This is a genomic window from Brevundimonas vesicularis, assembly GCF_900445985.1.
Classification (GTDB): Bacteria; Pseudomonadota; Alphaproteobacteria; order Caulobacterales; family Caulobacteraceae; genus Brevundimonas; species Brevundimonas vesicularis_D.
In genome coordinates this window covers 946,605-965,429 of sequence record NZ_UAQP01000014.1, presented here as the reverse complement: position 1 = coordinate 965,429, position 18,825 = coordinate 946,605, and the positions used below count along the sequence as shown (strand labels likewise).

The window sequence follows — 18,825 nt, the reverse complement described above, 5'->3', positions numbered from 1 at the left end:
CGCGTCTCCCCGATCTGCACGTCTCATGGGGCGCCCATGCCGGCGAAAGCGCGGTAAGGGAGCGCCATGACCGAATACGAAGCCTTCGCCATCGAACTGGCGCGTGAAGCTGCGCGCGTGACCCTGCCCTTCTTCCGCTCGGACCTCGGGCATGAGGACAAGGGCGGCGCGGCCGGCTTCGATCCCGTCACTGAAGCCGACAAACAGGCCGAGGCCGCCATCCGCCGCCTGATCGCCGCCCGCTATCCTGACCATGGCGTCATCGGCGAGGAGTATGGCGAAGATCGGCCGGACGCCGAGCACGTCTGGGTGCTGGATCCCATCGACGGCACCCGCGCCTTCATTTCAGGCCTGCCGCTGTGGACCACGCTGATCGCCCTTCGCACGGCCGGCAAGCCGACCGTCGGCGTCATCGCCCAGCCCTATCTGGACGAAATCTACATCGGCGGCCCGTCCGGCGCGCGCCTGTTGCGCGGCGATGTCGAGACGCCGCTGGCCGTGCGGTCTTGCGAGAAGCTGACCGACGCCGTCATCTCGACGACAGACCCCGACATTTTCAACGGCGCGGAACTGGGCGCCTGGACCCAGGTGCGTGCGACCGCTCGCCTGGCGCGCCTGGGCTGCGACGCCTACGCCTACGCCATGGTGGCGGCGGGCAAGATGGATCTGGTCGCCGAGACCAGCCTGAAGCCCTGGGACTGGTCCGCCCTCGTGCCTGTCATCGAGGCGGCGGGCGGCAAGGTCGTCAACTGGCGCGGCGCAGCGCCGGACGACAGGGGCCAGGTCCTGGCCGTCGGCGACGCGCGCCTGATCGACCAGGCGCTGGTGACGCTGAAACGCGCGGCCGCCTGAACCTACGAGCTGGCGCATATTGACGCAGGTCGAGAGACGGCGTCAGTGTGCGGACGGTTGAGGGGACGGATTTCGATGGCTGGGCAGTCCAAACTGGTTGTCGGCGTCGACGTGCCCTGGGTCACGAGCTGGACCGGAGAAGAGATTACGGGCGCCGCACCATGCCGAACCGTCGGCGGCCGTCTCGCCCTGATGCAGGCCAGCGCGCCCGGCGCCGGCAAGCCGCAATATTCGAAAAACCATCTGGTCCGACAGCGCCTCACGATCGCGCGCATGCTGTGCCCGATGTGCGGCGAGCCGACCCAGGAGAGCGATCGCTGGACCCAGATCGCCGCGCGACGATGCGCCGGTCAGCTCAGGGCGCGCGGCGGTCAGGTTCGCGCCGACATCGCCGACGACCGGGTCATGATCGACGCCGGCTCGATCGCGCCCCTGCACCGCCGCTGCGTTGACCGTTCGATGAAATACTGCCCGCACCTGCGCGCCAGCGACGACGTGATGGTCATGCGCTTCCCGCGCGCGTGGATCGTTCTTCCCCTTCTGGTGAAGGCCGAGACCGGACCCGGCGTCGCCGTCGCCTTCCTGCAGCTATGCGGCGTCACCCAGACGATCGACCGACGCTGGCGCGCCGAGGGGCTTACAGGAGTTTAACTGGTTCAATCCCGCGCCTGCGGTCCACAAATAGCGAGACGATTGCTTACGGAGCGGGACGAAGATGGATCGGCGCCTCATGTTGAAGGCCGCGCTGGGGGCTGCGGTGACACCTGCGATCGGCAGCGCAGCGTGGGCGGCCGAACCCGATCACGACGTCACTTTCCTGAACGATTTCGATGAGTTGTGGGAGACCCTGCGGGATCGCTACTGCTTCTTTTCCGACAAACGCACCGATTGGGATCACGTCCGGGCCTTGTATCGCCCCACGGCGCGATCGGCGGAGTCCGACGACGCCTTCGCCGAGGTTCTGCGCCGCGCCCTGGCCGAGCTCTACGATCCCCATACCTCGCTGGCGAACCCGCCCGCCGGCTCTCCAAGATTGCCGATTTCGGATCTGATCGCCGATTGGCGCAACGGACAGGCCGTGGTGACCGCCATAGACGAGGACAGCGTGGCGTCTGAGGTCGGCCTTCGTCTCGGCGACGTGATCCTGACCGTGGATGGACGCCCGGTCGCGGCGGTGGCCCACGATCTGCTGCCGAAATGCCTGAGCCGGCCGGATCAGGCGGCTCAGGCCTATGCCTTGAACAGCGCCATCGCCGGCCGTCGCGGTCAGCCGCGTCGCTATCAGGTGGCGACCGGATCAGCCGCGCCGCGCGACCTGCTGCTTCCGATCCGCCAGTCTGCGCCCAAGCCGAACGTCGAATGGCGCCGGCTGGACGACGGCGTCGGCTATGTCGCCATTCGCAGCTTTGCCGACGACGCGGTGACCGAAAGCTTTGATCAGGCCCTGGCCGAGTTCCGCGACGCGCCAGGCCTCATCATCGACGTGCGTGACAACGGAGGGGGCGATACCGCCATCGCGCGCCCGATCATGGGCCGGTTCATCAACGAAACGAAACCCTACGCCCTGATGCGGCGGCGGCAGGGGCGAGGCCTCGGCGACTTTTGGACCGAGACGGTCGAGCCGCGCGGGCCATTTACCTACGCCCGCCCGGTCGTCGTCCTGACGAACCACTGGAGCGGCAGCATGGCCGAGGGTTTTCCCATGGGCATGCGGGGGCTGGGTCGTGCCACGGTCGTCGGCACGCCCATGATGGGGCTGGGCGCGGCGGTCTTCCCCATCACCCTCGACCGCACCGGCGTCAAAGCCCAGTATTCCGCCGAACCCGTCTATGACGTGAAAGGCCAGCCGCGCTGGTTGATGCAGCCGGACGTGTCCGTGCCTGAAGGCGAGGACATTCTGGCGGCAGGGCGTCGCGTTCTGGCCGCCGCGACAGCCGCCTAGCCGACCGACGACATCTCCGCCGTCCCGTCCGCCGTCCTCGCCGCCGGGTCCGTGACCGCGTCGGCCGCAGGCGCGACCAGATCGGCCATGGCGTCGAATTCGTTCAGGAAGACCGCGCGCAGGTCGTCGGCCTCCATGATGACCTCGTGCTTGGCGCCGGCGACCTCGACGTAGCGGCCGCGCGGGACGCGTTTGGCGGCCCATTGGTTGGTCTGTTTCCACACCACGTCGTCGGCGCTGGCCTGGACGATCACGACCGGCGCCTTGACCGCCTTCAGGGCCTTGGGCTTCAGCGCGCGCTCGCCGGCGTCCAGCGCAAAGGCCAGCCAGCCATAGGTCGGACCGCCGATGGCCAAATGCGGGCAGGCGTACAGCTGCTGACGCCACATCTCATAGCGGGTCTCGTCCGAGGTCAGAGCGTCCTCGGCGAAGTTGTGGTCGAACGGATCGTCGGGGTCGCCCAGGATATAGTCCCCGGCCTGGCCGTGGCGGATGTTCCAGCGCACCACCAGCTTGACCGACCACATCGACCGTTTGCCGGTCTTGATGCGCAGCATGGGGCTGGACAGGACCGCGCCGGCGAACCGGTCCTCGCCGCTTTCCAGCGACAACAGGTTCAGGCACGCGCCCATCGAGTGACCGACCATGATCCACGGCTTGGGGCACTGGTCCTCATAGGCGTTCAGCAGGCGGTTGTAGTCGTCCAGAAACTCCTCGACCGCACGGGCGTGACCCTTCAGCCGGTCGGGCAGCAGGCGGGCCGACAGCCCTTGGCCGCGCCAGTCGTGGGTCAGCACGCACCAGCCGCGCGCCAGGAAGTTGCCGATCACCTCATAGTATTTCTCGATCGGCTCGGTGCGGCCGGGGCTGAGCACGACGGTGCCGCGCACCTTGTCCGCAGCGAGATGAGACGGCTTCCACAGCCCGGCGCGCAGGCGCATTCCGCCCGCGCCGCGAAACCAGTCGCCCTTTCCGCCGGGCGGCGGGGCGGCGCCGGGCACCCCCATCAGCGGGGCGTTGGCGGCGAAGGCTTGGGCGCGGTTCACTCGGGCTTCCTGAACTTCAAGGTCATGCGATCGCTCTCGCCGATCGCGTCATATTTGGAGCGGTCGAAGGCGGGGTCCGCCGGTTCGCCGCGCGGGGCCGTCAGGCGCGTGGGCGCCAGGGTGTCGACGCCGAACGGGTGGTCCTTGGTGTCTTCCGGATTGGCGTTGATCTCGGACGCCTCGACGAAGACGAAGCCCGCCTCGGCCGCCAACTGGCGCACGAAGGCTTCCTGCACATAGCCGTTGGCCGCGACCGGATCCTGATCCTCTGCGGGGGACAGTCGATGTTGCTCGACGCCCAGGATGCCGCCCGGGCGAAGGGCGGCGAAGGCGTCGGCGAAAGCCTTTTCCGCAATGCCCGCCGCCATCCAGCCATGCAGGGTCCGCATGAACAGGCACATCTCGGCCGTACCCGCCGCGATCACCGGACCGGACCCCGCGCCGAAGACCGCAAACTGCGGTTCTCCATAAAGCTTCTTGTCGCTGGAAAATCGCGTGCGGAAGGCGGTGTTCAGCACGGCCTGCGCCGGATCGGCGGTCGGTCCCTCGGGGAACAGGGCGGCGACATAAGTCCCCGCCCCCTTGGCCAGATAGGGGGCCAGGATTTCGGTGTACCAGCCGCTGCCGGGCCAGAACTCGACCACCGTCATCTTAGGCTGCAGGCCGAAGAACCGCAGCGTCTCCATCGGGTGACGGAAGGCGTCACGCGCCTTGTCCTGGGCCGAGCGCCACGATCCCTCGACCGCCCATTCCAGCGAGCCTTCCGGCGGCCCGGCCGGCGTGGGCGGCGCGGCGGGCGCCTTTGCGGCCTCGTCCTTGCGCCCGCAAGCCGCCACGCCGGTCAGCCCCAGCGCCGCAGCGCCGCTCAGCAGAAACCGACGCGACAATCCGCTCGCGTTCGTCAGACGATCAGCCATTCAAAACCTCCGCAGGACGCCGGGACCCGCGTCCGACGCACCCTGACGCCTTGGGCTTAATCGGGTTCGCAGGTCCGGTCAAAACGCAAGACAGCCTATTCGGGCTTGCGGAAACGCAGGGTCATCCGATCGCTCTCGCCGATGGCGTCGAAGGCGGCGCGTTCCTCGGGCGTCAGGGTGCGGCCGGACGGGTCGTTGCGCGCAGCCGACTGGCGGATCGGCGGCAGGGTCCAGACCCCGAACGGGTGATCGTGGTCGTCCTTGGGATTGGCGTTCAGCTCGCTGCGCGCCTCCAGCACGAAGCCGGCGTTCCGAGCCTCATGGATCACATAGCTTTCAGGCACATAGCCGGTGGAGGCGACGTCAGCGACATTCAGACCCTCGGCGCTGCGGTGCTGTTCGACGGCCAGCACGCCGCCGGGCTTCAGGGCCTTGAAAAAGGCCTGCAGATACGGCTGGGTCCGGCCGTCGCGCGACCAGTTGTGGAAAGCGCGGGCCACCAGGATGAAGTCGGCGGTTCCGTCCGCCACGCCCATGCTTTCCAGCGGGCGATTGACCGGCACATAACGCCCGCCGGTCGCCGCCGCATAGGGCTCCAGAATGTGCCGCCACCAGCTGGCGCCGCCCGGCTCGATCTCCACCACCGTCATGCCCGGCGTCAGGCCCCAAAACGTCAGGGATTCATACGGATGACGATAGACGTCGCGCGCCCGGTCGGCGGCGGGCCGGGTCTCGGCGGCGATGGCGGTCTGCAAGGCCGTGTCGTCGGAGAAGGTCGGCATGGCGCTGGACAGGGCCGAACGCGGCGGCGTCCACGCGCCCTGGGTCTGGGGCGACTGTTGGGCCAGGGCGGGGGCGGCGGACAGCAGGACGGCGACGAGGCCGCAGACGGCAGGGCGCATGATCGAGGGCTCCAGGTTCAGGTCGTTCTCCATAGGCAGCCGGGCCGCCCGCGCAAATGAACTTCGCGAGACACAGGCGGATTTGACGCAAGCAAAATCGTGCAGGCGGCGCCCTTGACGCCGTTTCGCCGGCTCCCATCTTTGCTTCCGAGGACGCCGATTTCGGGTTCTCCAGACTGACGGCGCCGGTTTCGGGTCGTTGATCTGATCTCCTACCGTCCGGGCCAAAACGCCGGGCGGCTCAACCTTGCTGATCCTCAGGAGGATGCTGATGCGTACCTATGATTTCACCCCGCTGTACCGTTCGGCCGTCGGCTTCGACCGTCTGGCCAATCTGCTGGAAAACGCCTCGCGCGCGACCAGCCAGGACACGGGTTATCCCCCCTACAACATCGAGACCACGGGCGAGAACGCCTATCGCATCGAGATCGCCGTCGCCGGCTTCAGCCCCGACGAGCTGAACATCGAGGTGAAGGAAAACCTGCTCACCGTGACCGGCCGCAAGACCGCCAACGACGATACGGCGACGCAGAAGACCTATCTGCATCGCGGTCTGGCCGAGCGCGATTTCGAGCGCCGCTTCCAGCTGGCCGACTATGTCGTCGTCAACGACGCCAATCTGGTCAACGGTCTGCTGTCGATCTCGCTGAAGCGTGAACTGCCCGAGGCGCTGAAGCCCCGTCGTATCGAAATCGGCGCCGGCCAGCCGCTGATCGAAGGCCAGTCCGAGAAGAAGGCTGAAGCGGCCTAAGCCGTTTCAAGGCGAACTCTGAAAGGGCGGCGTTCGCGCCGCCCTTTTCCTATGCCGCCAAGTGCGAGAAGGCGGCCACGACCTGTTCATAGGCCGGGCGTTTGAACGGCACGATCAAGTCGCAGGCGTCCGACAGCGGCCCCCAGCGCCAGGCGTCGAACTCGACCTCGTCGTCGGCCGCCAGATCGATCTCGGCTTCGTCGCCGGTGAAGCGGAAGGCGAACCACTGCTGCTTCTGACCCTTGAAACCGCGCCAGGCCTTGGCGTTGTTCATGGCTTCGGGCGGGAAATCGTACAGGATCCAGTCGTCCGTCCGCGCCAGCAGTTCGGTCGAGGTGACGCCGGTTTCCTCATGCAGTTCGCGGCGGGCGGCGGCTTCCAGATCCTCGCCCGCATCGACGCCGCCTTGCGGGAACTGCCAGTTATGCGGGCCGGGCGTGGCGTGCCGCTGGCCGTACCAGACCAAGCCCTCGCGATTGAACAGCACGACCCCGACATTGGGCCGATAGGCGTCGAGATCGGACACTAGCGCCCCGGCCGCATCGACATGGACGAGGCCGGCGCCAGTTGCAGGCCGCGCTGTTCCAGACCGGTGGTCCAGCGGGCGGCGGCCTCGACCGTCACCGGATAGCTGAAGCCGGCCCCCAAGGCCGAACCGCGCAGCTTGGCCTGGGCTTCCAGACCATTCAGGGCCGCGACGATGGCGGCAGGCGACTGGGTCCGGTCGATGACGCGATCCGCGCTGGCTCGCGCCCAGGCGCCCGGCCGACGCTGGAACGAGCCGTCGTCAAGGAAGGCGACGCCGCGCTGCCGCAGGACGCTTAGGAAGGCGTTCATGCCGGTGTCCGAGCCGGCGAACCGGTCGCCCAGATAGTTGGTTACGCCGAAATAGCCGGTGGCGCGGCTCAGCAGCCAGTCCATCTTGGCGGTCACGTCGTCGGCGCCGCCGTCGGCCAGCAGCGTATAGGGGCCGGGGTCGTTGTCGGGATAGCCGGTCGGCTCCATCGGCATTTCCAGCATGACCTCATGGCCCTGCGCGCGCGCCTGGTCGATCCAGCCCTGCAGATTGTCGGCATAGGGCACGAAGCTGAGCGTAACCTCCGGCGGCAGGCGTTCGATGGCCGCGCGGGTGGTGACGGCGTTCAGGCCCAGCCCGCCGACGATCAGAGACACGCGCGGCTTGCCGTTCGGACGGAACGGACGGGCATAGGCCTGGGCCGGCACGCGGCCGTCGGGCGCGATCATCGGCAGGGGACCGTTGGATCCGGGCTGCGACAGGCCGGCGATTGGGGCCTTGGCCAACGGAGAGGCGGCATGGACCGGCGCCGTGATGGGCGCGCCCTGACCCGAGACGCTGCCGCCGTCCGGCAGGGTGATGACGGCGTCGCCGCCCGCGGTCGGATCGGCGCCGCCCGCCAGATTCTGATACAGCCCCATCGCGCCCATGGAGAAGGCTTCGAAACCCGTCGGGGCCGGCGCTTGCGGCGCGGGCGCGTCGCGTTCCAGCGCGACATGGGCCGAGGGTGTTCCCGCCTTGGGATCACCCAGCACCGTCAAAAATAGGGCGCTGGTGCTGAGCAGCAGCAAGCCTGCCAGCCCAGCCGCGACCGGCGGCTTCTTCAGGGCGTCGACGACAGGTTTCAGGCTCGGGCCGTCCTTGGCGCGCGGGGCGGTCCCGGCGGTGGCGGCGAGTGCGGATTGGCGTTTGGCGAACATGGGCAAGAGTGGAACCGATCTGGAATCCTACGCCCGCATCATCGCGCGCCGTCGGTTAAGAAACCCTAACGGGCGGTTCACCATGATCGACGCGGTGATTTCTGGTGGCGGCTGTCACGGATCGTGCGTTGACGCGGGCGACTTCGCCCTTCCAGATGCCGACCTCCCCGCGCCGACCCCAAGCCGTCCTAGGATATTTGAGATGATGAGCCCTGCCGCCGACGACGCCCTGCGTGACGAAGTTCGACTGCTGGGCGGCATTCTGGGCGACATCATCCGCGACGAGGGCGGTCAGGCCCTGTTCGACCATGTCGAGGCGGTGCGACAGGCCTCGATCGCCTATCACCGCGACCCGGCCTCGCACCCCGCCAAGCGTCTGGAGAAGCTGCTGACCGCCATGTCGGTGGATCAGGCGGCCGGTCTGGCGCACGGCTTCGCCTTGTTCTCGCTGCTGGCCAATATCGCCGAGGACCGCTCCACCCGCCGTCGCGCCCAGAGCCAGGCCGAGGCCGGCGCCCGGCCCGACACTCCGGAAGGCGCGCTGAAGCGTCTGGCCGACCAGGGCGTGGACCGCGAGGCCGTGCGCGCCCTGCTGGATCAGTCGCTGATCTCGCCCGTCCTCACCGCCCACCCGTCCGAAGTCCGGCGCAAGAGCGTCATCGACCGTATCGCCGCCATCACCGACCTGCTGGACGCCTGTGACAAGGCCGGCGACGCCTGCACGCTCGACGCCATCGCCGAACCGCTGCGCCGCCAGATCGTCATCCTGTGGGCTACGCGCCTGGTCCGTACCCAGGGCCTGGTTGTGCAGGACGAGATCGACACCGTGGTCTCCTTCCTGGACCGCATCTTCCTGCACGTCGCACCCAAGCAGTTGTCGGCCTGGCGGCGGTTGCTGGAGGCGCCCGAGCTGAAGCCCTTCATGCGCGTCGGCACCTGGGTCGGCGGCGACCGCGACGGCAATCCCAACGTGGACGCCACGGTGATGGCCGCCGCCTTCCGCACCCAGGCGCGGGCCGTGCTGAGCTTCTATCTGGAGGAGGTCCACGCCCTGGGCGCCGAACTCAGCCTAGCCGCCGAACTGGCCCAGGTGTCGCCCGCGCTTCAGGCCCTGGCCGACGCCGCCCATGATCCGTCGCCCCACCGCGCGGACGAGCCCTATCGCCGCGCCCTGACCGGCGTCTATGCCCGCCTCGCCGCCACGCACGAGAAGCTGGGCGACGCCCCCCCGCCGCGTCGCCCGGCTGTTCAGGCCGAACCCTATCCCGGTCCCGACGCCTTCGAGGCCGATCTGAAGACGCTTCACGACAGCCTGGTGTCGCACCACGGCGGCGTCTTCGCCGACGACCGGCTCAGTGATCTGATCACGGCGGTCGAGGTGTTCGGCTTCCATATGGCGACCCTGGACATGCGCCAGAACGCCGACGTCCATGAACGCGTCGTCGCCGACCTGCTCAAGGTTGCAGGCGTACAGGCCGACTATCTGGCGCTGGACGAAGAGGGCCGGCTGAAGGTGCTGGCCGCCGAACTGGCCTCGTCGCGCCTGCTGTTCAGCCCCTATGCCGACTATGAGCCGGAAACCCTGAAGGAGCGCGCCATCCTTCAGGCGGCCGCGACCGCACTCGGCGCCTTCGGCCGCCAGGCGATCCGCACCCATATCGTGTCCAAGACGGATGCGGCGTCCGACCTGCTGGAAGTCTATCTGCTGCTCAAGGAGGTCGGTCTTTACCGACCCGAAGACCCCGCCGCCTGTCCCATCCAGGCCGCGCCTCTGTTCGAGACCATCGAAGACCTTCGGGCCGCGCGCCCCACCCTGGAGCGGCTGCTGCAGGAGCCCTCCGCCGTCGCCGTCGCCAAGGCGCGCGGGGTCCAGGAGGTGATGATCGGCTATTCGGATTCGAACAAGGACGGCTCGTACCTGACCTCGGGATGGGAGTTGCACGAGGGCTCGCGCGCCCTGGTCGAGGTGACGCAGAAGCATGGGCTGAAGCTGCAACTGTTCCACGGGCGTGGCGGCACGGTCGGGCGCGGCGGCGGTTCGTCCTTCGCCGGCGTCCTGGCCCAACCCGAAGGCACGGTCCAGGGCCGCATCCGCACCACCGAACAGGGCGAGGTCATCGCCAACAAATACGGCGAGCCGGAGATCGCGCTTCGCAATCTGGACGCCCTGACCTGCGGCGCCATGCTGGCCTCCCTGGGCAAGGGGACGGATCACGCCTTCACCGCCGAACACGGCGCGACCCTGTCGGACCTGTCGGCGCGTTCGATGGCCGCCTATCGCAAGCTGGTCTATGAGACCGACGGCTTCGTGGACTATTACCGCGCCGCCACCCCCATCGCCGAGATCGCCGATCTGAAGATCGGCTCGCGCCCGTCGTCGCGCACCGCCTCGACGCGGATCGAGGATCTGCGGGCCATTCCTTGGGTGTTCAGCTGGTCGCAAAGCCGGGTCATGCTGCCCGGCTGGTTCGGCTTCGGCTCTGCCGTCCAGGGCAAGGACATGGGTGAGCTGAAGGCGATGGCCGAGGCCTGGCCCTTCTTCAAGACGCTGGTCCAGAACATGGAGATGGTCATGGCCAAGTCCGACATGACCATCGCCCGCCGCTACGCCACCCTGGTCCCCGACGCCTCTCTGGCCTCGCGCATCTATGGCGAAATCCGCGAGGAGTGGCAGCGCACCCACGACGCCATCCTGGCCATCACCGGCCATGACGCCCTGCTGGGCGGCCAGCCCGAACTGGACCGGCTGATCCGGTTGCGGATGCCCTATGTCGAGCCGCTGAACCACGTCCAGATCGAATTGATCCGCCGTCGCCGCGCAGGCGACGACGACCCCCGCGTCCGCGAGGGCATCCTTCTGGCCATCAACGGCGTGGCGGCGGGATTGAGGAACAGCGGGTGACTACAACCACTTCGTCCGTTTGAACGTCACATACAGCGCCGCGCAGATGGCCGCGATCACGCCCAGGACCGCATAGTATCCGTATTCCCAGCGCAGCTCGGGCATGTGTTCGAAGTTCATGCCGTAGATGCCGGCGATGGCGGTCGGCACGGCCAGGATGGCGGCCCAGGCCGCCAGCTTGCGCGTGATCAGGCCCTGACGTTGCTGCTCCAGCAGATTGGCGACTTCGAAGACCGACGACAGGATGTCGTTCAAGCCCCCCAGCCGGCTGTTCACCCGCCGCACGTGGTCGCCGACGTCGCGGAAATAGGGCCGAACGTCCGGATCGATACAGGGCAGGTCCAGCGACTGCAGCCGTCCCAGCACCTCCTCCATCGGCCCCAGGATGCGCCTAAACTTCAGCAACTCGCGGCGCAGGGTGAACAGCCGGCGGATTTCCAGGCGTGACAGAAAAGCGTCCAGCGTCCGCTGCTCCATCTCCAGAACGCTGTCCTCGACATCGTCGACGATGGGGGCATAGGCGTCGACGATGAAATCCAGAATACCGTGCAGGACGAAGTCGGGACCCTTCTTGAGCTGCAAGGGCGAGGCTTCCAGCTGTGTGCGCAATTGGTTGTGGGCGCGGGCCGAGCCGTGACGGATGCTGACCACATGGTCTTCGCCGACGAAGACGTGGGTTTCGCCATAGGCCAGCCGGTCGTCGATCTTCATCGCCGTGCGCGCCACGACGAACAGCTCGCGGCCATAGACCTCGACCTTGGGCATCTGGTGCGCCGCGAGGGCGTCCTCGACCGCCAGCGGGTGCAGCTTGAACCGCTCGACCAGCACATCGATCTCGGCGTCCGTCGGATCGTAAAGGCCGATCCAGACGAACTCGCCCGGCTCCAGCGCCAGCCCCTCGGGCGTCAGCGGCGCCTCTCGCACGCGCTGGCCGTCACGATAGACGTAGGAGGCGACGACGGTCATGAAATCTCCAGCAGATGCCTGCCCTGACTTAGAGCGTGAGAAGCCTCAGTAGAAGCATCGGATGCGCAGACGGGTCGATCCTGACCGAAATGTCATGACGTCGAATTATTGAAGCGGCGCCATTCGGCCGCAGAAGCTTCGCCGTTTCGATCGGATCCAGCTTCACCGTTAGCCACCCCGGACAACAAGGGGTTGGAAAACGGAACTCAGGATCATGCTCAAAATCGTCTCTATCACGGCCGCCGCGGTCCTCTCGGCCGGTTCAGCAAACGCCGCGCAGTTCGAAGCCCACATCCCCTATGGCGATCTCGATCTGTCGACCCGACATGGAGCGGCTGCATTCGACTCACGCGTCAACGGCGCCGCAGATCGCTTTTGCCGTAGTGTCCGATCGATTGAGCGCCCGGTCTGTCGCAATAGTTTCCGGCAGGAAGCGTTGTCTCTGTTGCCCCACCATCGCCGAGCCGAATATGCGCGCGGGCGCTTCGCTTTCAACGCTTGAAACGCAAGACGCCGCCGGACAGATCGTCCGGCGGCGTCCGACTTCTAGATAGGCGGCTTTGACCAAGGCCTCATCCGTCCCGAAGAACGGAATACCCTTGATCAGGAAACCGGGAAGCCCCGGACCTTCAGCAGGGCCGCCACGTCCGGGTCGCGACCGCGGAAGGCGCGATAGGCTTCGGCGCGATCGGTGGTGTTGCCGGGGGCCAGCATGATCGACTTGAAGCGGCCGGCGATGTCCGGATTGAACACGTCGCCCGACTCTTCGAAATAGGCCCAGGTGTCGGCGTCCATCGTCTCGGACCACAGATAGCTGTAGTAGCCCGCCGAATAGGCGTCTGACGTGAACAGGTGATTGAACTGCGGCAGGCGGTGCCGCATCACGATCTCCTTGGGCATGCCGATCCGCGCCAGGCTGGCCTTTTCGAACGCGTCGATATCGGTCGGCGGTACGGCCTGGGTGTGCAGGTCCATGTCCACGATGGCCGAGGACAGATAGCTGACCGTCGCATAGCCCTGGTTGAAGGTGGCGGCGGCCTCGATCTTGTTGACCAGCTCGGCCGGCATGGCCGCGCCCGTCTGATAATGCTTCAGATAGCCGTCCAGAATCGGGCGGCTCAGCACCCAGTGCTCGTGCACCTGCGACGGATATTCGACGAAGTCGCGCGGCGTATTGCCGTACGACGGATAGGTCACCACTGACGACAGATAATGCAGGGCGTGGCCGAACTCGTGGAACAGGGTCTCGGCGTCGTCCAGCGAGATCAGAACGGGCTCGCCCGGCTCCGGCTTGGTGAAGTTGTTGTTGTTCGAGGCCAGGATGACCTTGGAGCCGTCCAGCTGCGAGAAGGACCGGTAGGTGGTCATCCAGGCGCCCGAACGCTTGCCCGGGCGGGCGTAATCGTCGGTATAGTACAGACCGATCAGGCGGCCGTCCCGGCTCTTGTCATAGACCTCATAGGCCTCGACGTCGGGCTCGAAGGTCGGCACCGATCCCTTGGGCAGCTTCTTGAACTGGAAGCCATACAGGCGCTCGGCCATGGCGAAGGAGCCGGCGCGGACCGCGTTCAGCTCAAAGTAGGGCTTCAGCTGGTTTTGATCCAGGTCGTACTTGGCCTTGCGCACCTTCTCGGCGAAGTAGAGGTAGTCCCACGGCTCGATGTCGAAACCGGCGATCGCCTTCATGTCGGCGACTTCCTCGGCGACGCGAGCCTTGGCCGGCGCCCAGACGCGGTCCATCAGGGCCTGAGCATTGGCCGGGGTCTTGGCCATCGTGTCCTGCATGCGCAGTTCGGCGTGGTTGCGATAGCCCAAGAGCTTGGCGCGTTGGTCGCGCAGCTTCACGATCTCGGCGATGGTCGAGTTGGTGTCGTTCGCGTCGCCGTTGTCGCCGCGATTGACGAACTTCTTCCAGACCTGCTCGCGCAGGGCCCGGTCGTCGGCGAAGGTCAGGAAGGGATCGACCGCCGAACGCGTGTTCAGGATCGCCCAGCCTTGCAGGTTACGGCTGCGCGCCGCGCTGGCGGCGGCCGCCTTGTTGGAGTCCGGCAGACCCCGCACGCCGGCCTCGTTGGAGATCAGCGTCCAGGAATTCTCATCGGCGACGACCTTCTGGCCAAAGCGGGTGAAGGCGTTGGACAGGGCGGTGTTGATCCGGCCCAGTTCGGCCTTGCCGGCCGCGTCCAGATTGGCGCCCGAACGGATGAAGGCGTCGCGGCGACGCTCGGCCAGACGCTTCTGCTGGGCGCTGAGGCCCGCCGCGTCCGCGGTGTCGGCGACGGTCTTGACCCGCTGGAACAGCTTCTCGTTGAAGGTGATCTCGTCCGAAGCAGCGGACAGCAGCGGCGACAGCTCGGTGTCGACCGCGTCATAGGCTTCGCCGCCGATGTTGGAGGTCATCACGCCATAGACGTTGGACGCCCGGTCCAGCGGCTCGCCGGCCAGCTCCAGCGCCGCCATGGTGTTGGCGAACGTCGGGGCCTCGGGGTTGTTGGCGATGGCGGCGATGTCGGCGCGCTGCAGTTCGATGCCTTGCAGCATGGCTTCGCGCAGCTTGGCCGGCGTCACCTTGTCGAAGGGCGGAACGCCATCATACTTTCCGGTCCAGGCCTGCAGCAGCTCGGCGCGCGGCGTCTGGCGGGGCAGGACGGCGCGGGCGATGCGCGCTTCCTCGGCGACGCTGGCGGCGGACGGCGCCGCAGCGGACCCGCCCGAGGTCGCGCCTGTGGAAGCGCAGGCCGACAGGGCCATCAGGCTGCCGCCCGCGATGAGAAGCTGGCGTCTATGCATGGAATGCTCCGAAACAAGATCATGGTTGCGATACACTTAGGCGCACGGATCGGCCCCGTCACCTGACCCGGGGATAAACTTGTCGCCAATCAGGTTGGATACGTCGTCGCACTGTTCTAAAGCCGGGCCATGGCTATTGGCGTTTTCGACTCCGGCGTGGGCGGCCTGACCGTCCACCGCGAACTGACCCGACGCTTCCCCCAGCGGGACTTCGTCTATCTGGCCGACCAGGCCCACGCCCCCTATGGCGGGCGCGGCGGCGAAGACATCGTCGAACTGACGAAAACCGGCTGCGAGCGTCTGTTCGAGGCCGGCGCCTCCGTCGTCGTCCTGGCCTGCAACACCGCCAGCGCCATTGCGCTTCGCCGTCTGCAACAGACTTGGCTGCCGGGTCTGCGCGAGCGTCTTGGCCGCCCGGTCAATATCCTCGGCATCATCGTCCCGACCATCGAGGCGGCGACCGGCAAGCCCTGGAGCTTCGAGGCCGAGCGCCCGCAGGAAGGCGAAAAGGTCGCCTCCATCGACATCACCGGCGTCTTCTGCACCGCCGCCACGGCCATCAGCCGCGTCTATGAGATCGAGATCGACAAGCGGCGCGAGGACATCGCCGTCTTTTCCGAGCCCTGCCCCGGCCTGGCGGGTCTGATCGAGCTGGGCGCGCCGCCGGAGGAGCTGAAGGTGGTGATCGACGACCACGTCGATGCGCTGCGTCGCCGCATCGGCCGCCACCCGGACAAGGCCATCCTGGGCTGCACCCACTATGAGATCGTCGCCGAACTGTTCGCCCAGGCTCTGCCGGCCGGCACCGTTCTGATCGAACAGCCGACGGCGGTGGCGGATGCGCTGGAGCGCTATTTCAACGCGCACCCGGAATACGATCTGGGCGACAGCGGGCGCCGCGACTTCCTGACCACCGGCCAGGCCGGGCCGCAGTCGGAACTGGTGTCTCAGTTCTGGGGCGCGCCGGTGACGTTCGAACAGGCCTAAGGGCTCAGCAGCCCGGGCAATCCGGCAGCGGGTCGGTCTCCAGCTGCAAGGTCGTATGGCCGATGGCGTAGCGCTTCGCCACGGCCTGGGCCTCGCAGATCAGGGCCGCCGTGTCCGCGCGGTCGTGGACCAGGTGGGCGGTCAGGGCCGTCTCGGTCGTCGACAGTCCCCAGACGTGCAGATCATGCACGGCTCGCACGCCCGGCAGACCGACCAGCGCCTGTTCCAAAGACGGCACGTCCACGCCCGTCGGGGCGCCGTCCATGGCCAGATTGACCGAGTCCTTCAGCAGGCCCCAGGTCGACCACAGGATCACGACCACGATCGCCAGGCTGACCAGCGGATCGACGACCGACCAGCCGGTCATCATGATCAGCCCGCCCGCCAGCACCACGCCCAGCGACACGCCTGCGTCAGCCATCATATGCAGATAAGCGCCGCGCGCATTCAGGTCGTGCTGCGATTTCATGAACAGCAGGGCCGTGCCCAGGTTGATGACGAAACCGATGCCGGCGACCGCCATGATGACGCCCGAGCCGACCGGCGCAGGCTCGTTGAACCGCCTCACGGCCTCGAACGCGATGGCCCCGCAGGCGAAGATCAGCAGCAGCGCATTGCCGAGGGCCGCCAGGACCGTCGCCTTGCCGAACCCATAGGTCCGCCGACCGCCCGCCGCCCCATGTGCGCCGCGTCGCGCCAGCCAGGCCGCTCCGCCCGCCATGGCCAGGCCCAGCACGTCCGACAGATTATGCCCGGCGTCGGCCAACAGCGCGGTCGAATCCGCGATCAGCCCCGCGCCGAACTCGCACGCCACGAACAGCAGATTGACCACCAGGCCGACGGCATAGCGCCAGTCGCCGGTGTCCACTGGGCCGTGGCTATGACCGCCGTGGCCGTGGCTGTGTCCGTGGTGGCTGTGAGAATGCCCATGGCCGTGATCCGCATGATCGTGGTCATGCCGGTGGCTGGGGCTGTGGTCGTGCGCGGCGTTCATGGCTCGCCTATACGCCCTCTGGCGAAACAGCCAAGCCGCTACATGATAACGCGTTGAATGTTATCATGTAATATCGCTTCAGTGTTGGTGCATGGCGACAACGAGGCCGAGAGCGATCAAGGCCACGCCAAGCACCGCCCCCTCATATCGCGCCCATCGCTCCAGCCGCAGGATCGAGGCGCCGGCGCTGGCCAGGGCCGTGAAGACCGCCATGCCGGCGATGGTCCCCGCCGCGAACACCACGGTCAGCAGCGCCAGGGCGCCAAGCCCCGCCGAGGCCGACGACAGATAGATGGGCAGCAACACTTCGCCCGGCGAGACCGCCATCATGGCGACCAAGCCCAAGAAGGCGGCCTTGTCGGACACGGCCGGCTCGGGCGTCTCGACCTCAGGCCCGCCGGCCATGGCCGGGCGCTTCAGGGTCGCTCGCGCCAGATAAAAGGCGCCGAACAGGAACAGCAGCACGGCCGCCAGGTGGGGCAGCACGCCCTCGATCCACTGATCCAGCGCCAGGCCCGCCGCCACGATCAGACCGCCGACCACCGCCGTCGTGGCGATGTGGGCCAGGCCCGCCGCCGTCACCGCCATCAGGATCCGCGACGGTCGCCAGCCTTGCGCCCGCCCAACCAGGGTGAAAGGCAGCCAGTGCGTCGGCAGGGCTGCATGCAGAAAGGCCGCGACGAAGCCGCCGCCCAGCAGGGAAAGCATGACGGACTGTTCGGGACCGGGAGACATGACCGGCCCTATAGCGTGTTACTTTATAACAGTCGAGAAGAATTCGCTGTCAAAGCCAATCGGCGAACGGCTCGCGGTCCAGTATCTCTTCATAGGTCGGGCGTGGCCGGATCACGGCCCACTGATCGCCATCCACCAGCACCTCCGGGATCAAGGGCCGGCTGTTGTATTCGCTGGACATCACCGCGCCGTAAGCCCCCGCGCCGGTGAAGACGATCAGGTCGTCGGCCTCCAGCGGCGGCAGCGCGCGGTCACGCGCGAAGGTGTCGCCCGTCTCGCACACCGGCCCGACCACGTCGTAAGACGTCGCCCCGCCCGCGCGCGGATTGACCGGCTGCATGTCGTGGAAGGCGTCGTACAGCGCCGGCCGCATCAGGTCGTTCATCGCTGCGTCCAGCACCAGGAAGCGCCGTCCGTCCGAGCGTTCGTTGACCTGGATCACCTGGCTCAGCAACACCCCGGCGTTGGCGGCCAGCAGCCGGCCCGGCTCGAACGCCGCCTCGACGTCCAGCCCGTTCAGAACCCGCGCGGCCATGGCGACATACTCGGCCGGCGATGGCGGTTCGGCGCCGCCGGAATAGGGCACGCCCAGCCCGCCGCCCAGATCCAGCCGGGTCACGGCATGACCCTGCGCCCGCAGTTTGCGCGTCATGTCCGCCAAGACCTCGAAGGCGGCCTTCAGCGGCTCAAGGTCAGTGATCTGGCTGCCGATATGACAGGCCAGGCCCACTGGCGTGACATGGGGCGAGGCCGAGGCGCGGGCATAGAGGTCCATCGCCTCCTCGACCGGCACTCCGAACTTGTCGCTCTTGCCGCCCGTGGTGATCTTGGCGTGGCCGCCCGCGCCCACGTTGGGATTGACCCGCACGGCGATGGCGGGAGACGCATCCATCATGGCTGCAACGGCGATCAGCCGATCCAGCTCGGCGCCGGATTCGACATTGATCTGACGCACGCCGACGCTGATAGCGAAAGCCATTTCCACATCGGTCTTGCCCACGCCGGAGAAGATGATCCGGTCGGACGGCACGCCGGCGGCCAAGGCGCGGCGGATTTCGCCCTCGGAGACGGTGTCCGCGCCTGACCCCAGTTTCGCCAGGGTCGCCAGCACCGACAGGTTGGAGTTGGCCTTGACCGCAAAGGCGATCAGGGCCTCGCCCAAAGCGTCCCGATGCGCATCGGCGGCGGCGCGCAGCAGGCCGTAATGCCGCTTCAGCGTCGCGGTCGAATAGACATAGGCCGGTGTGCCGACCTCGTCCGCGATCAGCTCCAGCGGCACGCCCTCGGCATGGAGGGCGCCGTCCTTCAGGTCGAAATGGTGCAAC

General features: G+C 67.4%; 17 protein-coding genes. 7 read left to right on the top strand and 10 right to left on the bottom strand.

Annotation, left to right across the window (positions count from 1 at the left end; translation table 11 throughout):
• Positions 1-66 precede the first annotated feature (66 nt).
• The 3 genes from hisN (at position 67) to DT343_RS13735 (ending at position 2,794) form a co-directional block, all read left to right on the top strand.
• Positions 67-852 (top strand): histidinol-phosphatase, encoded by a 786-nt coding sequence (hisN, locus tag DT343_RS13745; RefSeq protein ID WP_112863307.1) that lies wholly within the window; start codon positions 67-69, stop codon positions 850-852.
• A 75-nt stretch (positions 853-927) separates the two neighbouring features.
• Positions 928-1,503: a hypothetical protein gene (locus DT343_RS13740; RefSeq protein ID WP_112863306.1), complete on the top strand. Its 576-nt coding sequence runs from the start codon at positions 928-930 to the stop codon at positions 1,501-1,503.
• 79 nt (positions 1,504-1,582) lie between these two features.
• Complete coding sequence (locus DT343_RS13735) at positions 1,583-2,794, top strand: S41 family peptidase (RefSeq protein WP_220116720.1); 1,212 nt, start codon at positions 1,583-1,585, stop codon at positions 2,792-2,794.
• On the opposite strand, the gene DT343_RS13730 is transcribed toward DT343_RS13735, so the two are convergent.
• The 3 genes from DT343_RS13730 to DT343_RS13720 all read right to left on the bottom strand — a co-directional run bounded on the left by DT343_RS13730 (position 2,791) and on the right by DT343_RS13720 (position 5,659).
• Positions 2,791-3,840, bottom strand: a complete 1,050-nt coding sequence (locus DT343_RS13730; protein WP_112863304.1) for an alpha/beta fold hydrolase — start codon at positions 3,838-3,840, stop codon at positions 2,791-2,793. The genes DT343_RS13735 and DT343_RS13730 overlap by 4 nt on opposite strands.
• Positions 3,837-4,757, bottom strand: a complete 921-nt coding sequence (locus tag DT343_RS13725; protein WP_112863303.1) for a class I SAM-dependent methyltransferase — start codon at positions 4,755-4,757, stop codon at positions 3,837-3,839. Before DT343_RS13725 ends, DT343_RS13730 begins: the two co-directional genes overlap by 4 nt.
• 95 nt (positions 4,758-4,852) lie before the next feature.
• Positions 4,853-5,659: a class I SAM-dependent methyltransferase gene (locus DT343_RS13720; RefSeq protein ID WP_220116719.1), complete on the bottom strand. Its 807-nt coding sequence runs from the start codon at positions 5,657-5,659 to the stop codon at positions 4,853-4,855.
• A 271-nt stretch (positions 5,660-5,930) separates the two neighbouring features.
• Between DT343_RS13720 and DT343_RS13715 the strand changes: the two genes are divergently transcribed.
• The gene (locus tag DT343_RS13715) at positions 5,931-6,410 is read left to right on the top strand and encodes an Hsp20 family protein (RefSeq protein WP_112863821.1); all 480 of its coding nucleotides are present in this window, start codon (positions 5,931-5,933) and stop codon (positions 6,408-6,410) included.
• Positions 6,411-6,459: 49 nt separating this feature from the next.
• Here the strand turns inward: DT343_RS13715 and DT343_RS13710 are convergent, their stop codons facing one another.
• Both DT343_RS13710 and DT343_RS13705 read right to left on the bottom strand, forming a co-directional pair.
• Positions 6,460-6,936, bottom strand: a complete 477-nt coding sequence (locus DT343_RS13710; RefSeq protein ID WP_112863301.1) for an RNA pyrophosphohydrolase — start codon at positions 6,934-6,936, stop codon at positions 6,460-6,462.
• Positions 6,936-8,126: a divergent polysaccharide deacetylase family protein gene (locus tag DT343_RS13705; protein WP_112863300.1), complete on the bottom strand. Its 1,191-nt coding sequence runs from the start codon at positions 8,124-8,126 to the stop codon at positions 6,936-6,938. Before DT343_RS13705 ends, DT343_RS13710 begins: the two co-directional genes overlap by 1 nt.
• Positions 8,127-8,328: 202 nt before the next feature.
• Here DT343_RS13705 and ppc point away from each other — a divergent pair, with 202 nt between their 5' ends.
• A complete protein-coding gene (ppc, locus tag DT343_RS13700) occupies positions 8,329-11,028 on the top strand; it encodes a phosphoenolpyruvate carboxylase (protein WP_112863299.1) in 2,700 nt (899 codons plus the stop codon).
• On the opposite strand, the gene DT343_RS13695 is transcribed toward ppc, so the two are convergent.
• Positions 11,029-11,994, bottom strand: coding sequence for a magnesium and cobalt transport protein CorA (locus DT343_RS13695; protein ID WP_112863298.1), 966 nt, complete (start codon positions 11,992-11,994; stop codon positions 11,029-11,031).
• Between the two features lie 214 nt (positions 11,995-12,208).
• Between DT343_RS13695 and DT343_RS13690 the strand changes: the two genes are divergently transcribed.
• Positions 12,209-12,496 carry a UrcA family protein gene (locus DT343_RS13690; protein ID WP_112863297.1) on the top strand — a complete coding sequence of 96 codons (288 nt, stop codon included), beginning with the start codon at positions 12,209-12,211 and terminating at the stop codon, positions 12,494-12,496.
• Between the two features lie 101 nt (positions 12,497-12,597).
• On the opposite strand, the gene DT343_RS13685 is transcribed toward DT343_RS13690, so the two are convergent.
• A complete protein-coding gene (locus DT343_RS13685) occupies positions 12,598-14,784 on the bottom strand; it encodes a M3 family metallopeptidase (protein ID WP_112863296.1) in 2,187 nt (728 codons plus the stop codon).
• Between the two features lie 129 nt (positions 14,785-14,913).
• Here DT343_RS13685 and DT343_RS13680 point away from each other — a divergent pair, with 129 nt between their 5' ends.
• Positions 14,914-15,771: a glutamate racemase gene (locus tag DT343_RS13680; RefSeq protein ID WP_112863295.1), complete on the top strand. Its 858-nt coding sequence runs from the start codon at positions 14,914-14,916 to the stop codon at positions 15,769-15,771.
• Between the two features lie 4 nt (positions 15,772-15,775).
• Here the strand turns inward: DT343_RS13680 and DT343_RS13675 are convergent, their stop codons facing one another.
• The 3 genes from DT343_RS13675 to lysA all read right to left on the bottom strand — a co-directional run bounded on the left by DT343_RS13675 (position 15,776) and on the right by lysA (position 18,824).
• Positions 15,776-16,765 (bottom strand): cation diffusion facilitator family transporter, encoded by a 990-nt coding sequence (locus tag DT343_RS13675; RefSeq protein WP_112863294.1) that lies wholly within the window; start codon positions 16,763-16,765, stop codon positions 15,776-15,778.
• Between the two features lie 78 nt (positions 16,766-16,843).
• Positions 16,844-17,500, bottom strand: coding sequence for a hypothetical protein (locus DT343_RS13670; RefSeq protein ID WP_112863293.1), 657 nt, complete (start codon positions 17,498-17,500; stop codon positions 16,844-16,846).
• Positions 17,501-17,549: 49 nt separating this feature from the next.
• Complete coding sequence (gene lysA / locus DT343_RS13665; protein WP_112863292.1) at positions 17,550-18,824, bottom strand: diaminopimelate decarboxylase; 1,275 nt, start codon at positions 18,822-18,824, stop codon at positions 17,550-17,552.
• Position 18,825 lies beyond the last annotated feature (1 nt).

Excerpts from the sequence above, each read along its gene's own strand:
- hisN (WP_112863307.1), top strand. The coding sequence starts at position 67 with ATGACCGAATACGAAGCCTTCGCCATCGAACTGGCGCGTGAAGCTGCG.
- DT343_RS13740 (WP_112863306.1), top strand. The coding sequence starts at position 928 with ATGGCTGGGCAGTCCAAACTGGTTGTCGGCGTCGACGTGCCCTGGGTC.
- DT343_RS13735 (WP_220116720.1), top strand. The coding sequence starts at position 1,583 with ATGTTGAAGGCCGCGCTGGGGGCTGCGGTGACACCTGCGATCGGCAGC.
- DT343_RS13725 (WP_112863303.1), bottom strand. The coding sequence starts at position 4,757 with ATGGCTGATCGTCTGACGAACGCGAGCGGATTGTCGCGTCGGTTTCTG.
- DT343_RS13720 (WP_220116719.1), bottom strand. The coding sequence starts at position 5,659 with ATGCGCCCTGCCGTCTGCGGCCTCGTCGCCGTCCTGCTGTCCGCCGCC.
- DT343_RS13715 (WP_112863821.1), top strand. The coding sequence starts at position 5,931 with ATGCGTACCTATGATTTCACCCCGCTGTACCGTTCGGCCGTCGGCTTC.
- DT343_RS13705 (WP_112863300.1), bottom strand. The coding sequence starts at position 8,126 with ATGTTCGCCAAACGCCAATCCGCACTCGCCGCCACCGCCGGGACCGCC.
- ppc (WP_112863299.1), top strand. The coding sequence starts at position 8,329 with ATGATGAGCCCTGCCGCCGACGACGCCCTGCGTGACGAAGTTCGACTG.
- DT343_RS13695 (WP_112863298.1), bottom strand. The coding sequence starts at position 11,994 with ATGACCGTCGTCGCCTCCTACGTCTATCGTGACGGCCAGCGCGTGCGA.
- DT343_RS13690 (WP_112863297.1), top strand. The coding sequence starts at position 12,209 with ATGCTCAAAATCGTCTCTATCACGGCCGCCGCGGTCCTCTCGGCCGGT.
- DT343_RS13685 (WP_112863296.1), bottom strand. The coding sequence starts at position 14,784 with ATGCATAGACGCCAGCTTCTCATCGCGGGCGGCAGCCTGATGGCCCTG.
- DT343_RS13680 (WP_112863295.1), top strand. The coding sequence starts at position 14,914 with ATGGCTATTGGCGTTTTCGACTCCGGCGTGGGCGGCCTGACCGTCCAC.
- DT343_RS13675 (WP_112863294.1), bottom strand. The coding sequence starts at position 16,765 with ATGAACGCCGCGCACGACCACAGCCCCAGCCACCGGCATGACCACGAT.
- DT343_RS13670 (WP_112863293.1), bottom strand. The coding sequence starts at position 17,500 with ATGTCTCCCGGTCCCGAACAGTCCGTCATGCTTTCCCTGCTGGGCGGC.